The following is a 14,883-nucleotide window of genomic DNA, read 5'->3' as shown; positions in this document are numbered from 1 at the left end:
ATGGTAATAGGCGAACCGCTCTGGCGACGAAGAAACCGCTGCCGGGCTTGCTAAGAATTCAGTATCTCATCCGCGGATGTGCGCAGGGCGTAAGAGTTAACAGGCTTTGACACATTGTGCAGGGCAACTGCACCCAAGGGTTGCGCATGGGCACAGGCAGGGGCGATATCTTCGGACACAACAATGCGATGGCCGACCGTTTTGCCAAACTCACCTAGTCGTGCTGCCACATTTGCTGCGTGGCCGATGACTGTAAAATCCAGCCTCTCGCGCGATCCGACATTGCCATAAGTCACGCGCCCATAGGCGAGCCCGATTGAACAATCGCAGTGAATATCGGTGCCCGATTGCCGCAACTCGCCCAACCGTTCGACGATATCAATCGCCGTGCGCTGCGCGCTTTCACGCGCGAGGTCTGGGTTATCCAACGCCGGGAAAACTGCAAGCACAGCGTCGCCGATGAATTTCAGCACTTCGCCACCGTTTTCATGAACGATTTCCGAGACAGTTTCGAAAAACTCATTCAAGAGATTGATATAGGCTTCACGCCCCAGCTGTTCCTCCAGACTGGTGGAGTTGCGCAGGTCACAGAACATGATCGCGGCGTCGATCTCATCGCCGTCACCACGCCGGATTTCACCGCCCAGAACCCGCGCGCCTGAACGTTTGCCGACATAAGTTTCCAACAGCACCTGCGCATTTTCGCGCTGCATGAACACTTCGTAATAGCGCGCGATGACCGATGAGCATTCAAACACCAGCCCCAAGTTTTCGGTGGTAAAGCCGTTGGGGTGGTCGCAGGTGAGGGTCAGAACATTCGTGCGCCCATCTGAGAAAGGCAGGGGCATCGCTACGTAGTCGGTTGCGCCCTTCTCGCGCAAATCCTCCATGATCGGAAAGCTGTTATGCGGATTTTCGTCGTTCAACCGCTGGCGCACGCCGCCAAGCCCATTGGAAACGTGGCGCAAAGGGCTGTTGATAAAGGCCGGATGATCGTAGATTTCATAAGTCGGCGCGCGGGTCAGAATCTCTTCCTGATCCTTTTCCCAGATAAAATGCTTGCCCGCGATCAACGGGTGAAGGGACCAGGCCAGTATGCTGAGGCGTTGGATGGCGATCCCGTGCTCCAACATTTTCTCGGCCAGGGCTTCGGTAAAGGCCTCGGGAGTCGTCGCGGTCGAGGCACCGCGCATCAACCAATCGATCAACGGGCCGCTGATGTTTCCGTCATCGGGATCGCGCAGCTGGTTCGGACCCAGGTCGATATCGGTGTAAGCGCCGGGCATAAATCCGATATGGCCCTGAATGGCGATGCTTTCTGGCAAAGCCTCTTCATAGGCCCAGACGGAATTGGCCAGATACTCGCCCTGCACGGTGATATCATGGTAAGTCGCTGTGCCCTTGAACGGACAGAAGGTTTGCAACTCGGTTTCGGCGCTCAGGTCGACGCATAGATCATCGCGGGGGATGTAGATGGTCGGCGGCAGGCGAGTTTCATACATCACCTTGGCGTTATGACTTTCGGCCAACAGAGTATGGTTCCGATAAATGGCAATCTTGCCCTTTAGCGGTTCAACCGAGATTCCATAGCCCGTGGTTCTTGGTGTGGCGTGGACGTTCATGATTGACCTCCCTTGCCATGGGTCCACAAAGAATGGGGCCTTACGCCGTTCATTCCAAGAGGGAACATGCAGATTTTACCGACAGTGGGATCACACGCCCAACGATCTCAGACCATTTGAATGACATCTTTCTCGATCGACAGCATATAGCCTTTCTTGGCGATGTTTTTTACCAACAGCTCGCTGACCATCTGGTTGCCCAAGGTATCGCGCAGCCGTTTGATCCGTGTCGCACCTGCCGCTTCGTCGCAATCCGACGCGTCCCGGCCAGAGATCATTCCTTCGATCTGGGCGCCGGATAGTACCTCGTCATCCAGACGGGATTCCGCCAGAACGGACAGGGTTTCCATTGCCGCGGGGGTCAGTTTGAAATCCATGTTGTTGAGGTAGACAGTGTTTTCCTCGCGGCTGATCAGCAGGGAAGTAACCTGTATCCCGGTGCGTTCGATCTGGGCCATGCGACGGTTCAGCAGCACCAGCATGACCAGAAACACAAAGGCTGAAATCAGCATCGCGCAGGAAAAGACCAATAAGACGTAAATCACCATCCGATAGCTGGACAGCGTATCCGCAAAGGCGGTGCCGGATTGGGCCAAAATTTCCAACAGCCGGATTTCTGTTTGCGATGTCAGATCGCTTTCAACGAATAACCGCTCGACCCGCGCGTTGAAGGCGTTGGCGTCGGGCAATGTCCACAGCAAAAAGGCGGCAGCGGTGACAAGGATGATCAGGATCGCGGCGATTCCCAGCCCCACTAGCCGGGTGCCAGACCGTCTTGCATCAGAAACGGAGATAGAATTTTCCGGCATTGGCCTTCCTTTGATCCAACCCTTCCGGCCCGAACACCGTCATTACATTCAGCAAGGTCCAGCCAGAGCCTTGCAGGCGCTGGGCGACCTCTTGCTTCGCCTGACCTTTGTCGCACGAGGTCACCTGCATCACACCGTAGTGCAGGCGCAACGGGTTGTCCTGTTTTGCCTTGTAGTCCGCGTAGCAATCCGCTGCGGACGCGACTGAGCCCACCGATATCAGGGACGCCAGGGCCAAAGAAGAGATGATCTGTTTCATAGGCCGCATCCTGCGCATGTGTTGGCCCGATATTCAATAACACAAGGGGTTTGCGCAAGTTGATATTGGATAGCAAGGGCCTGTTATTGCCTGTCTGAAAGGTGCGGGCCCAGTTTGGGTGCATCGAATGCGCGGCCCGTCATGCGGTCGCATCCACATCCGAAAGGACAAGCAAGATGCACAAGAAATTCATTGCTCTGATCGTTGGGGTTGCCATGGCTGTGACCGGGGTTTCCGCCTCGCAAGCGCGCGCGGCGGACACGGGTGACATATTGGGCGGGCTGGCCGCAATCGCGATCATTGGTGCGGCGGTCAATCATTACAACAAGGAAAAACGCAAAGATCGTGAACGTGCCTCGCGGCGGTACACCCATGTGGACCCCAAACCGCGCCATGTGAAACCACTGCCCAGACGGGTGGCGCGTTACGATCTGCCGCAACGCTGTTTGCGAACTTTCAATGCCTATGGGGGCCGTCCGCTGTTGGGGACCGGGTGCCTCAACAAGCACTACAAACACGCCAATAGCCTGCCACAAGAGTGCAAGGTCGGTTTCTGGAATGGCAAAAAGGTCAAACGGGCCTACGAGCCCGCATGCCTGCGCCAACAAGGTTACCGCGTGGTTTATCAGTAATCAGTCACGAGCAGGAGCGGTGCCGCAGAAGCACCGCGCAAGAGAGGGGGCGGCGCGAGCGGCCCTCTCTTTTTTCTTGCGGTCGGTGATGAAACACGGTTTTCCAAAGGGATGATGGTTCCGAATTTTGAGCTTGAGCAAGCCCTGTTGCACAGCGGACGTCTTCGCATCGCGGGTGTGGATGAGGTGGGGCGCGGCCCATTGGCCGGGCCGGTGGTTGCGGCCGCCGTGATCCTGAACCCGCAGGAAATTCCCGAAGGGTTGAATGATTCCAAGAAGCTGACCGCCAAACGCCGCGCCGCTTTGGATGCGGCGTTGCGGGACCGGGCAGAGTTTGCAGTGGCCGAAGCATCCGTGGCCGAGATCGATGAGGTCAACATCCTGCGCGCCTCGCATTTGGCAATGGAGCGGGCGGTGGCGGCCCTCAGCCCGGCGCCTGATTATCTGCTGATCGATGGCAATATGATCCCGCGCGACCTGAAGATCCCCGCCCAAGCCGTGGTAAAAGGAGACGCCCGATCAGTGTCGATTGCGGCGGCCTCGATCCTGGCAAAAAACTGGCGTGATCAACTGATGGTGGATTTGGCGCAACAGCATCCGGGATATGGATGGGAGACAAACGCCGGTTATCCGTCAAAACAACACCGCGACGCGCTGCGAAATCTTGGTGTGACCCCACACCATAGACGTTCATTCAAACCGGTCCACAATATCTTGTATCAAGTGTAAATCGTAAGCCACTGATTCAAAAAAGAATTTGACGACGAATCATCTTTGACTCATCCTTGTCTCAACCAAATGAGCGCAAAAGCGCCGTGGAACTGAGGCAGTGATATGACCACCATTAAGACAAAGGGCGCAGCCGCGCTCCCCTTAAACTCGATTCTTTCCGGAGACTGCATCGCGGTGATGAACAGTCTGCCCGAGGCGTCGGTTGACCTGATTTTCGCGGATCCACCGTATAATCTGCAGCTGAAGGGCCAGTTGCATCGCCCGGATAACTCTCAGGTCGATGCGGTTGATGATCACTGGGATCAGTTCAGCAGTTTTGGTGCCTATGATCAGTTCACCCGCGAATGGCTGAAGGCGGCGCATCGTCTGCTGAAACCGAATGGTGCGATCTGGGTGATCGGCTCGTACCACAACATCTTCCGCGTGGGCTCGGCCCTGCAGGATGCGGGGTACTGGATTCTGAATGACGTCGTGTGGCGTAAATCGAACCCGATGCCGAATTTCCGTGGCAAGCGTTTCACCAACGCGCATGAGACGATGATCTGGGCCTCGAAACAGGAAGGCGCGAAATACACGTTCAACTACGAAGCGCTGAAGGCTCTGAACGAGGGCGTGCAAATGCGCAGCGATTGGGTGTTGCCGATCTGTACCGGGCATGAACGTCTGAAAGACGACAACGGCGATAAGGCACATCCTACACAGAAACCGGAATCGCTGCTGCATCGCGTTCTAATCGGGTCGACCAATCCGGGTGACGTGGTGTTGGACCCGTTCTTTGGTACTGGCACCACGGGTGCCGTCGCGAAAATGCTTGGTCGTGAGTTCATCGGCATTGAGCGCGAAGAAAGCTATCGCAAGGTCGCCGAAAAGCGCATCGCAAAAGTGCGCAAGTTTGACCGCGAGGCGCTGGAGGTCAGCGCCAGCAAACGCGCCGAGCCGCGCGTGCCCTTCGGCCAGTTGGTCGAACGCGGCATGCTGCGTCCGGGTGAGGAGCTTTATTCCATGAACCAGCGCCACAAGGCCAAGGTTCGGGCAGATGGCACATTGGTCGGTGACAATGTCAAAGGTTCGATCCATCAGGTTGGCGCGCATCTGGAAAACGCCCCCTCCTGCAACGGCTGGACATATTGGTGCTTCAAACGCGATGGCAAGACTGTACCCATCGACGTGTTGCGTCAGCAGATCCGGTCTGAGATGCACAACTGATTTCAAGAATACCGCCGGTGCCTGTGGCCTGACACAAGGCACTTAGCCTTGCCCCGCCGATCCTACGGCGGGGTCTTTTGTTTTTGGCCAAGGAATGATTGCATAAGCCAAACTCGTCAGACCGTACAGGAGTGCTGACCCTTGACCGACATTGCACCCAGCCCGTCCCGCTTTAGCCGTTTCTTTATAACTCAGCCGGACGATTTTGATCTGGACCACAAATACGCCGAAGAGGCGCTGGAACGGCACAAGCGCGAAGGGCTGGAGCTGGCGGTCAGGGCCCGCTGGGTTGCGATGGGTTTGACCGGGATTCTGCTGATCTATCTGAACCCAAACTGGGAAGTTCTGTACTATCACTTCATCCTTTTGCTGATTTGCGCAAACGGCTGGTTGATCCAGCGTGCGGGGCGCGTCGGGCAATCCAGGGTCGAGCTGCTTTTGATCTTTGCGGATCTGCTGATCATGACGCTTGGTATGATCGTCCCGAACCCGTTCAGCGATGATGTACGGCCCCTTGCGACACAATTTCGGTTCGACAACTTCCAGTACTTTTTCATTATTCTTGCTGCGGGAACGCTGGCCTATTCATGGCGCACTGTTGTTGCGATCGGATCCTGGACGGCTATGATTTGGACCGTTGGCTGGGTTATTGCCTGGTGGGTTGCAACGCCATTCCCTGAATTGGGTGACAGTGTCTTTGTCGCGCTGCAAGGGTATCCCGATCTACAGGGATTGCTTGATCCCAACAATTTCCTTGTTTCTCTGCGGGTTCAGGAAGTCATCGTATTTGTGATGGTCGCTGTGACCTTGGGCATTTCGATGCGACGGCTCAATCGCCTTCTGCTCAGCAATGCAGGACTAGAGAGGGAGCGCGCAAACCTGTCACGGTATTTCTCGCCCAATGTGGTTGAATCATTGAGCCATAACGATGAGCCACTGAAACAGGTTCGCAAAGAGAACATAGCGGTTTTGTTTATCGACATTGTTGGGTTCACCCGGTTTGCGGCGGGTCGCGACCCTTATGAGGTGATCGAGGTTCTGCGTGGGTTTCACGGGCGGATGGAGACTGAGGTATTTCGGCATAACGGTACGTTGGACAAGTATCTTGGCGATGGCCTGATGGCCACGTTTGGAACGCCGGTCACAACGCCGTTGGATGCGACCAACGCGCTTGGCTGCGCGCGGGCCATGGCCGAGGTTATCGAGCGATGGAACCTTGAACGCCGGCGCGCGGGTGAGGTCGAGATTCACGTCGGGATCGGGGTCCACTATGGCTCGGTCGTTTTGGGAGATATCGGTGCCAACCGGCTGGAGTTTGCGGTGATCGGCGACGCGGTGAACGTTGCGGCTAAGCTTGAGGCGATGACCCGTGAATTTAAAGCGGATATTGTAGTCAGCGATGCGCTGCGGGACCAAGTGTTGAAAGAAAGCCCGACGAGCCAGCCATTGCTGGAAGGGTTCGCCCCAAAAGCCAGCCAACCAGTGCGCGGCGTTGAAGACCCTATGGATATCTGGATCAACTAAGGGGCTCCCGCCCGGAGGGGCCGCATCAAAGATGCAACCCCACCCGTTGGGCCGGGCAGCGCGCTGGGCGCGCTGCGGTCAGGTATTTGGCTGCGGGTTCTGCGCTTTGTTGTAAGGGTGCCAATCCGTGATTTCGGGGTAGTATTGCCGCCGCCAGGCCCGGACCCGAGGGTTCATGACGCGCCGCCACAGGGGCGGGATCATCGCGGCAACGGTCATCACGGGGTAGCCATAGGGCAGTTGCGGCGCGTCCTCTTGTGCATGGTTTTGCAACAAGGGGAAGCGCCGGTTTGGTTTGTAATGGTGGTCGGAGTGACGCTGAAGGTTGATCAGCAGCCAGTTCGAGGCTTTTTGCGCGGCATTCCAAGAATGGCGGGGCAAGACATGCTCGTATTTTCCGTCGCCCATGTGTTTCCGTGTCAGCCCGTAATGTTCGACATAGTTGACCAATTCCAGCTGCCAGATGGCAACGCCCGCCTGCAATAGGAGTAATCCCAGCCCGGCCCATCCTCCGATCAGCCCCGCCAGCAGAAGCATCCCGCCTTGTAACGCCCAATAGCGCCAGAACGGGTTTGCGCGGTCTGTCCAAGGGCGATCTTTGCGGGCAAGCTTGTCCTTCTCGGCGTGAAAGGCAGAGACCAGGCATTGCAACAAAACGCGTGGATAGAAGCGATGGAACCCCTCGTTATAGCGCGCGGTAACCGGGTCTCGCGGCGTTCCGACATAGCGGTGGTGCACCAGCAGATGCTCGGATCGGAAATGGGAATAGAGGACCATTGCCAGCAAGATATCCCCCAGCCAGCGTTCCAGCCGAGACCGCTGGTGCATCAGTTCATGGCTGTAATTGATACCCACCGTGCCCGACAGGATGCCCATACCGAAGAACAGGCCAATCTTAGACCAGGTCGTCAGATGGTCGGTATGGGTTGCATACCAGATCAGGCCAAACAGGGTGACGAACTGAGCAGGGACCCAAAGCTTGGTCAGCAATATATACCAATGCAGGATATCGTCGGGCGTTTCCGGGTTTGCATTGTCAAGATTGAGCCCGGTGAGCCGATCCAGCGCAGCAAAGGCCCACCAGGTGGACAAGGGGATCAGCAGAACCCACCATCCGCCTGCTATTGCCGTGGCCCAGATCAAGGGGATCAACAGGAACGATACCCAGAAGGGCATCGCGGTCTGCCAGCGGGTCAGGGTTTGAGTTGCGATCATCTAGTGCTCCGAACCTTCGAACGCAGCCTAGCCCGAGCAATCGCGCTTGGACAGCGGGCTTATTGCCCCCTCCACAAATCGTGAGCCTTGCGCATCACAGTAGGCAGGTCGTTGGGTTTGAACTCATGCTTGGTCAGAAGTGTCAGCCCATCTGGTATGGTGTTGGCTGGCAGCACGGCTGTCCAGATTTTCAGCACCAGATGGAAATGTGTAAAAGTATGGCGCACTTCGCCCGGCAGGGTGCGCCAATTCGCTGGGAAAGGGGGCGCTTCGGCAGGGGTTTCAGACCAGTCAGACCCGGGCCAGCCGAGCATTCCGCCCAATAGACCCTTATCAGGACGGCGTTCCAACAGCAGCGCCCCGTCCATGCGTTGGGCGATGTAGATATGGCCGAAGCGGGTGGGTTTGGGCTTTTTCGGTGTTTTCTTTGGCAGCTCTGCCTGTGTTCCGGCGATCCGGGCCTGGCAGGGATCGCGCAGCGGGCAAATGCCGCAGGCGGGGGATTTTGGAGTGCAGATGGTTGCGCCCAGATCCATGACCGCTTGTGCGTAGTCCCCGGGCCGCTGATCGGGAGTCAGCGCAGAGGCTTTTTCCTTCAGAACGGATTTCGATCCGGGCAGCGGATCGTGAATGTCATAAAGCCGCGCCATCACCCGTTCGACATTGCCGTCCAGCACAGTCTCGGGCCGGTCAAAGGCAATGGCCGAGATCGCAGCGGCGGTGTAGGGGCCAATTCCGGGCAATTGCAGAAGCGCATCGTAAGTGTCCGGAAACTGCCCCTTGTGATCCTCGGCCACGACCCGCGCGCATTTCAACAGGTTGCGGGCGCGGGCATAGTAGCCAAGTCCGGCCCATTCCCCCATGACCTGATCATCCGGTGCGGCGGCCAGCGCTTGAACCGTGGGCCAACGCGTGGTGAAGCGTGTGAAGTAATCACGCACGGCGGCCACGGTTGTTTGCTGCAACATCACCTCGGACAGCCAGACGCGGTAGGGGGCAGGCTGTACACCAGCCGCACGATCCGCCGGACCCACGCGCCATGGCATTTCGCGGGCGTGGCGATCGTACCAGTCCAAAAGCGCGGTGCTCACGCTGAATTCAGTGATGTCACGCAAGTTTTATCTAACTCCCCGTCAGGTTTCGCTGGCACCTGCCATTCTGCCCATTACAATAGCGGCGCAGGAGTTGGAAACCAGATGCAACGCAGACGTTCCTCGACCCGCGGGTTCAAACGCACCGCCAGTTTGCTGAATGATCAGATTCGGCGCGCCGGGGAAAGCCGGGGGTTTGCTGTGTCGCGACTGCTGACCCATTGGGCCGAGATTGTGGGGCAGGATACTGCCTCGATCGCGCGTCCGGTGAATGTGGGATATGGCAAAGGCGGGATTAGTGCCACATTGACGCTGCTGACCACAGGGCCGCAGGCTCCGATGCTGGAAATGCAGAAGGAGCAGCTGCGCGGCAAGGTGAATGCCGTTTACGGTTACAACGCGATCAGCCGTATCCGGATCACTCAGACCGCTCCGACCGGATTTGCCGAGGGGCAGGCCAGTTTCGATCACAAACCGAAGCCGCCGAAACCCGAAATAGAACCTGAAATCGCAGCCGAGGCAGACAAAGTGTCGCGTGACGTTCACGATGGTGATTTGCGCGCTGCCCTTGAACGTCTGGGCCGCAACATTTTATCTAAGCACAAACGCTGAGAAAGGGCTGAGAATGAGCCGTATTGCAACAGGAATCTGTGCGGCTGTCGCCATTGCCGCTGGTGGGTATTGGCTGACAACCACAAGTTCGACCCCCGCCAACCCGCTGGTCGGAAGTGCCATCGCACAAGAGGCAGAGCTGGATACATCAACCATTGTTGAAATGGTTCAAGGGGCCGAAGATGCCCCGGTCGAAATCATCGAATACGCATCCTACACCTGCCCGCATTGCGCCACCTTTCATAAAGGGGCCTATAAGCAGTTGAAGAAGGATTTCATCGACACTGGCAAGGTCAAGTTCACCTATCGTGAGGTCTATTTTGACCGCTATGGCCTGTGGGCGTCGATGATAGCGCGCTGCGCGGGTCCCGATAAGTTCTTTGGCATCACCGATCTGCTTTATGAGGGTCAGTCCGAATGGACCCGCGCCGGTGGCCCGACTGAGATCGTGGATGAGCTTCGCAAGATCGGTCGCCTCGCAGGTATCGACAACGATCAGCTTGAAGCTTGCTTGCAAGATGGAACCCGCGCCCAGACATTGGTTGCTTGGTATCAGGAAAACGCCGAGCGTGACGGGATTGAGGCGACACCGTCTTTCATCGTCAACGGCAAGAAAGTGTCCAACCAGTCCTACGCCGATTTCAAGCAGCTAATCGAATCTGAACTGGGCAGCTAAGCTGTTATCCGGTCGGCCCGAACAGGGCCGACGCTAGGGTGAGGGCGCGACCTTTGCCAACATCTCTTTGACGGCGTCTGCATCCGAGATGTGAAGACGAACCGGCAGGGTCACGACCTTTCGCCGGAAGGCTTCGGGCAGGCGGACAGCGTCTTTCTCGGTTGTCACCATTTGCGCGCCCAATAGGCGCGCTTCGTTCTCAAGGCGGGTCATCAGGGCTGTGGTCAGTGGCTGGTGGTCATCCAGCGCTTCGGCGCGCGCAAGCTCTGCCCCCTGTTGGCGGAGGGTTTGAAAGAACTTCTCAGGGTGGCCGATCCCGGCGAAGGCCAACACTTTGGAGCCTGTCCAGTCCATACCGGTCTGCAAGGGCTCGACCACTCCGGTTGCAAGCGGCACGGTGATCGCATCACCCCACTGCTCAGCAAATCTTGCCTGTGCGGGGGTATCTCCAAGTGAAAGCACCAGATCGGCGCGTTTCAGACCAACATCGACCGGCTCGCGCAAGGGACCTGCGGGCAGGCACAGTCCGTTCCCGAACCCGCGCTGGGCGTCCACCACGATGATCGAGAAATCCTTGGCGACCGAGGGGTTTTGAAACCCATCGTCTAAAACGATGACCGTTGCCCCATCCTCCGCCGCCGCGCGTGCCCCGGCGGCCCGGTCTTTTGCAACCCAGACATCGGCGAACATGGCCAGCAGCAACGGTTCATCCCCGACTTGCGCTGCCGAATGCTTGCCGGGGTCGACCCGCACCGGGCCTTCCAGAGTGCCGCCGTGCCCACGGGTCACGATATGTGGCGTGTGCCAGCTGTCGCGCAATTGCTCGACCATCCAGATTGCCGTGGGTGTCTTTCCCGTACCGCCTGCGTTCAGATTGCCGATGCAAATAACCGGCGCGCCCGGTTTGATACCGGCCTCCTGTGCGACGCGGCGAGCCGTTGCCGACGCATAGATACGACCCAGGGGGGCCAATATGCGCGCCCTTAGATCCAGTTGATCCGGGGGGGTGTTCCAAAATTCAGGTGCCCGCATTTTCGGAACTCCGTTGGTCCAGCGCGTCCTGCACCATCTCGATCAACCTGTCGGCCTGAGGCGCGCCTTCGGTGATCATTTGCCACCCGGCCAGTGCCATCCCCGCTGCCTGATCTGGCGCCAGTAGTTCGGTTACTGCGTCGCCCAACTCGGTTGCGGATTTGATCATGCGGGCTGCTTTGATCTGTTTCAGCTGATCGTAAAGTCCCTGGTATCGATGCACAAACGGACCGTGCACGATGGCGGAGCCAAGGGCAATCGTTTCCAGCGGGTCGCATCCGCCTGCGCCGCGCTCAAGCGAGCTGCCCATGAAGGTCACTGGGCAGACCCGTTGCCACAGGCCCAGATCCTCGGGCTCTGAGGTCAGGATGACCTGTGTCGCGTCTTCGATCTGGTCACCCTCGTCCCAGTTGCTACAGCGTAGATCCATCGATGCCAGCCGCCGCTGCAGGGGCTGTGCTTCACCGATATCGGCGACATGCAAAACCAATACCAGCCGGGGCATCATGCGCAAGGCCTGACGGTGGGCGCTGAGGACCGAGATAAATTCTTTATCCTGAGTTCGTGCCGCCAGCCAGACGGGCCGGCTGGACAGGATATGGGTGACCTCGATCAGTTCGTCTTCGGGCCATGGCCTTGGGTTCGGACTGATCTGGAGGGGTGGGGTTTCCTCGACTTTTGACGACGGAATGCCCAGCCGCCTAATCTGGCGCGCGATCTCTTCTGATGGCGTCAGAATATGATCAAAGCAATTGAAGGTATACCGGCTGATATCCGGCAGCCAGCGCGCAAGTCTGACGCTTGAAACCTCGGGTGTTGCTTCGATCAGGATCAGAGGGATTTTCTGGTCTGCGGCGCGGGTGATGATGCTTGGCATCAACCCACCACCGACCCACAGACCCATGTTCGGGCGCCAATGATCCAGAAAACTTCGGGCTGCACCAGTATGTTCCAAAGGCAGTGTGATCAGGGGAAAGCTGGTTTCCGCCCAACGCGAAAGATCAGCGTCCGGAGGGGCGGTTAGCAGCAAGGATAATCCCGGCCGGACCTGTTTCAATCGCTCGCACAGATCGACGATCACGCGCAGGCGGTCCGGATCGGCGATATGCACCCACAAAACCTCGCCTGTTGGGCGCGGTATATCGGTTCGGCCATCGTTTTTCGGCATACGCCACGACAGAATCCGATAGGCCATAAGGCTAAGCGATTGGGGTTGGCTCATGCCGGGATCCCCGGACCATCCTCATCGAGTTGTGCGGCCAGAATGGTATGCAGTCCTTCACCGGCGGCGACCACCCCGTTCAATCGGGGATGTTCGTTATTGAAGCGCAGTGGTTGTCCTTGGCGGTCCGTACATATCCCACCTGCTTCGCGTACGATCAGATCGCCTGCCGCGATATCCCATTCCCAGCTAGGGCGCAGCGTCAACATTCCGTCGAACCGGCCCTCGGCGACCAGAGCCATGCGATAGGCCAGCGATGGGCGGTAGGCCCGTTTGAAGGGTGGTACCTGACCCGCGCGCCAATGATGTGCAGCCAAGTTCGGCTTGGCTGCCAGAAGCTCGGACTTGTCCAAAGCCTCGGCTTGGGTCGCGTGGATCGCCGCGCCATTCAGCGTGGCCCCCTGGCCCTTGCTGGCGGCATAAAGCAGATCGCGCATCGGCAGGAAGATCACGGCAGCAGTGACTTCGCCTTTGTCGGTAACGGCCAGCGAATGGGCCCATGTCCGGGACCCCTCGGCAAAGCTGCGAGTGCCATCGATTGGGTCGATGATAAAGGCTCGGTCTCGATCGAGACGCTCGGCGGTATCTTCGGTCTCTTCGCTGAGCCAGCCATAGCCCGGGCGTGCCGCTGGTAAGCGTTGTTCGAGCATCGCGTTCACGGCCAGATCGGCTTCGGTCACGGGTCCGGCACCGTCGGGTTTATCCCAGCGCTGCGCCTGCGGTCCCGAATAGCGGGACGCGATCTTGCCAGCCTCAAGGGCCGCGTCGATCAGAAGGGGCAGATCAGTTGCCGGCAAGCGTCATTCCTTCGATCAGTACCGAGGGCACGACCCGTGACAGATAAGGCCGCGCATCATTGGCCGGGATCATCCGCATAAGCATATCGCGCAGGTTACCCGCGATGGTGCATTCGTTGACCGGATAGGTGATCTCTCCATTTTCGACCCAGAACCCTGATGCCCCGCGTGAGTAGTCACCGGTGTTGGGGTTGATCGTTGAACCGATCATCGAAGTAACCAACAACCCGGTTCCCATATCGCGCAGCAAATCGGCGCGGCTTTGCGTGCCTTGGGTCAGACTCAGGTTCCAATTGCTGGGCGAGGGCGGACCTGAGACGCCACGGGCGGCATTTCCGGTCGACTCCATGCCCAGCTTGCGAGCGCTGGACAAATCCATCGTCCAGCCGGTCAGGATACCGTTTTCAACAATTGCGCGACGTTGGGTTGGCAGGCCTTCGGCATCAAAAGGGCGAGAGCCCGAGATACGCGGGCGATGCGGGTCTTCGATCAGGGACAGATGCGCGGGTAAAACCTGTTCCCGCAGATTGTCTTTCAGCCAGGATGCTCCGCGCGCAATTGCGGCGCCGTTGCTCGCTGCCAGCAAGTGACCGATCAAAGAAGTCGATATGCGCTCGTCAAACAAAACTGGAAAGCTTCCGGTCTTGGGTTTGCGTGCGCCCACCAACGACACGGCCCGTTTGCCTGAGGAGTGGCCAATATCCTGCGGCGTGCGCAGATCTGACTGAAAGGTTCGGGCGTCGCCGTCATAGTCACGCTCCATCCCCGTGCCTTCACCCGAGATCGCAACGCAGGAGGTTGACCGATAGCTGCGCGCGTACTCCCCGGAAAACCCGTTGGTCGCCGCCAGACTAACCCGATGGGTGCCGTAGCTGGCCGCTGCATCTGACACTTGCGATACCCCGGAAACCGCCAGCGCGGCGGCTTCAGCGGCAATTGCATCCTGCATCAAGGCATCTGCTGCGGGTTCCGGCGCAGGATCGAATAGCTCCAACGCGTCGATATCCCAAACTTTCGCCAATTGAGCGCTGTCAGCCAGGCCCGTAAACGGGTCCTCGGGTGCTTCCTTTGCCATCGCCACGGCGCGTTCCGCCATTTTGGTCAGCGTATCGGGCCGCACGTCAGAACTGGAGACAATCGCTTGCTGCTTGCCCACAAACACGCGCAGCCCAAATTCCGTTTCTTCAGAGCGTTCGGCATGCTCCAACGCTCCGTGCCGCACCTCGACAGAGACCGACGAGCCATCGATTACGATGGCATCCGCTGCCTCAGCCCCGGCTTTGCGGGCGGCATCCAACAGGTTATGGGTCAACTCTTGTGGCGTGCGGGTCATGGCGTCTCCGGTTTCTTTGCACAGGACCTAGCCTTGCACAGCCCGTCTCGCAAGACCTGCAGCCGGATGCAATCGTGGTGTTTGCATCCAAGGTCATGAACAAGGGCGCATCGGGGCGCCC

The 14,883-nt window shown here is 58.3% G+C and carries 15 protein-coding genes; 6 read left to right on the top strand and 9 right to left on the bottom strand.

All coding sequences use genetic code 11. The annotated features are described in order from the left end of the window. Window positions 1-50: 50 nt before the first annotated feature. The 3 genes from ACR0DH_RS16500 to ACR0DH_RS16490 all read right to left on the bottom strand — a co-directional run bounded on the left by ACR0DH_RS16500 (window position 51) and on the right by ACR0DH_RS16490 (window position 2,690). Complete coding sequence (locus ACR0DH_RS16500; RefSeq protein WP_480550655.1) at window positions 51-1,622, bottom strand: DUF427 domain-containing protein; 1,572 nt, start codon at window positions 1,620-1,622, stop codon at window positions 51-53. A gap of 107 nt (window positions 1,623-1,729) precedes the next feature. Further along, a complete protein-coding gene (locus ACR0DH_RS16495; RefSeq protein WP_480550657.1) occupies window positions 1,730-2,431 on the bottom strand; it encodes a winged helix-turn-helix domain-containing protein in 702 nt (233 codons plus the stop codon). Next, complete coding sequence (locus ACR0DH_RS16490) at window positions 2,403-2,690, bottom strand: hypothetical protein (protein ID WP_353008971.1); 288 nt, start codon at window positions 2,688-2,690, stop codon at window positions 2,403-2,405. The genes ACR0DH_RS16495 and ACR0DH_RS16490 overlap by 29 nt, the downstream gene beginning before the upstream one ends. 176 nt (window positions 2,691-2,866) lie before the next feature. Between ACR0DH_RS16490 and ACR0DH_RS16485 the strand changes: the two genes are divergently transcribed. The 4 genes from ACR0DH_RS16485 (at window position 2,867) to ACR0DH_RS16470 (ending at window position 6,784) form a co-directional block, all read left to right on the top strand. Continuing rightward, window positions 2,867-3,322 (top strand): hypothetical protein, encoded by a 456-nt coding sequence (locus tag ACR0DH_RS16485; protein WP_480550659.1) that lies wholly within the window; start codon window positions 2,867-2,869, stop codon window positions 3,320-3,322. 111 nt (window positions 3,323-3,433) lie between these two features. Beyond that, complete coding sequence (locus tag ACR0DH_RS16480; protein ID WP_480550661.1) at window positions 3,434-4,051, top strand: ribonuclease HII; 618 nt, start codon at window positions 3,434-3,436, stop codon at window positions 4,049-4,051. A 105-nt stretch (window positions 4,052-4,156) separates the two neighbouring features. Further along, a complete protein-coding gene (locus ACR0DH_RS16475; protein WP_480550663.1) occupies window positions 4,157-5,260 on the top strand; it encodes a DNA methyltransferase in 1,104 nt (367 codons plus the stop codon). A gap of 141 nt (window positions 5,261-5,401) precedes the next feature. Further along, window positions 5,402-6,784, top strand: a complete 1,383-nt coding sequence (locus ACR0DH_RS16470; protein WP_480550665.1) for an adenylate/guanylate cyclase domain-containing protein — start codon at window positions 5,402-5,404, stop codon at window positions 6,782-6,784. Window positions 6,785-6,862: 78 nt separating this feature from the next. Here ACR0DH_RS16470 and ACR0DH_RS16465 read toward each other — a convergent pair whose 3' ends face one another. Both ACR0DH_RS16465 and mutY read right to left on the bottom strand, forming a co-directional pair. After that, window positions 6,863-7,999 (bottom strand): alkane 1-monooxygenase, encoded by a 1,137-nt coding sequence (locus ACR0DH_RS16465; protein WP_480550667.1) that lies wholly within the window; start codon window positions 7,997-7,999, stop codon window positions 6,863-6,865. A 59-nt stretch (window positions 8,000-8,058) separates the two neighbouring features. Continuing rightward, window positions 8,059-9,114: an A/G-specific adenine glycosylase gene (gene mutY / locus ACR0DH_RS16460; RefSeq protein WP_480550669.1), complete on the bottom strand. Its 1,056-nt coding sequence runs from the start codon at window positions 9,112-9,114 to the stop codon at window positions 8,059-8,061. 81 nt (window positions 9,115-9,195) lie between these two features. On the opposite strand from mutY, the gene ACR0DH_RS16455 reads away from it, so the two are divergent. Both ACR0DH_RS16455 and ACR0DH_RS16450 read left to right on the top strand, forming a co-directional pair. Next, entirely contained in the window at window positions 9,196-9,702 is a 507-nt protein-coding gene (locus ACR0DH_RS16455; protein ID WP_480550671.1) for a DUF721 domain-containing protein, read from the top strand. A gap of 13 nt (window positions 9,703-9,715) precedes the next feature. After that, window positions 9,716-10,378, top strand: coding sequence for a DsbA family protein (locus ACR0DH_RS16450; protein WP_480543146.1), 663 nt, complete (start codon window positions 9,716-9,718; stop codon window positions 10,376-10,378). Window positions 10,379-10,411: 33 nt separating this feature from the next. Here the strand turns inward: ACR0DH_RS16450 and lpxK are convergent, their stop codons facing one another. From lpxK to ACR0DH_RS16430, 4 genes are read right to left on the bottom strand one after another with little or no spacing between them, the layout of a single operon-like run. Beyond that, window positions 10,412-11,410, bottom strand: coding sequence for a tetraacyldisaccharide 4'-kinase (gene lpxK, locus ACR0DH_RS16445; protein ID WP_480550673.1), 999 nt, complete (start codon window positions 11,408-11,410; stop codon window positions 10,412-10,414). After that, entirely contained in the window at window positions 11,397-12,632 is a 1,236-nt protein-coding gene (locus ACR0DH_RS16440; protein ID WP_480550675.1) for a 3-deoxy-D-manno-octulosonic acid transferase, read from the bottom strand. The genes lpxK and ACR0DH_RS16440 overlap by 14 nt, the downstream gene beginning before the upstream one ends. After that, window positions 12,629-13,429, bottom strand: coding sequence for an inositol monophosphatase family protein (locus ACR0DH_RS16435; RefSeq protein ID WP_480550677.1), 801 nt, complete (start codon window positions 13,427-13,429; stop codon window positions 12,629-12,631). Before ACR0DH_RS16435 ends, ACR0DH_RS16440 begins: the two co-directional genes overlap by 4 nt. Continuing rightward, window positions 13,416-14,762, bottom strand: a complete 1,347-nt coding sequence (locus tag ACR0DH_RS16430) for a TldD/PmbA family protein (protein WP_480543137.1) — start codon at window positions 14,760-14,762, stop codon at window positions 13,416-13,418. Before ACR0DH_RS16430 ends, ACR0DH_RS16435 begins: the two co-directional genes overlap by 14 nt. Window positions 14,763-14,883 lie beyond the last annotated feature (121 nt).

The organism is Ruegeria sp. I1 (genome assembly GCF_056532675.1).
Note: the sequence above shows the minus strand (reverse complement) of the source record. Positions and strands in the feature narration are given on the sequence as shown.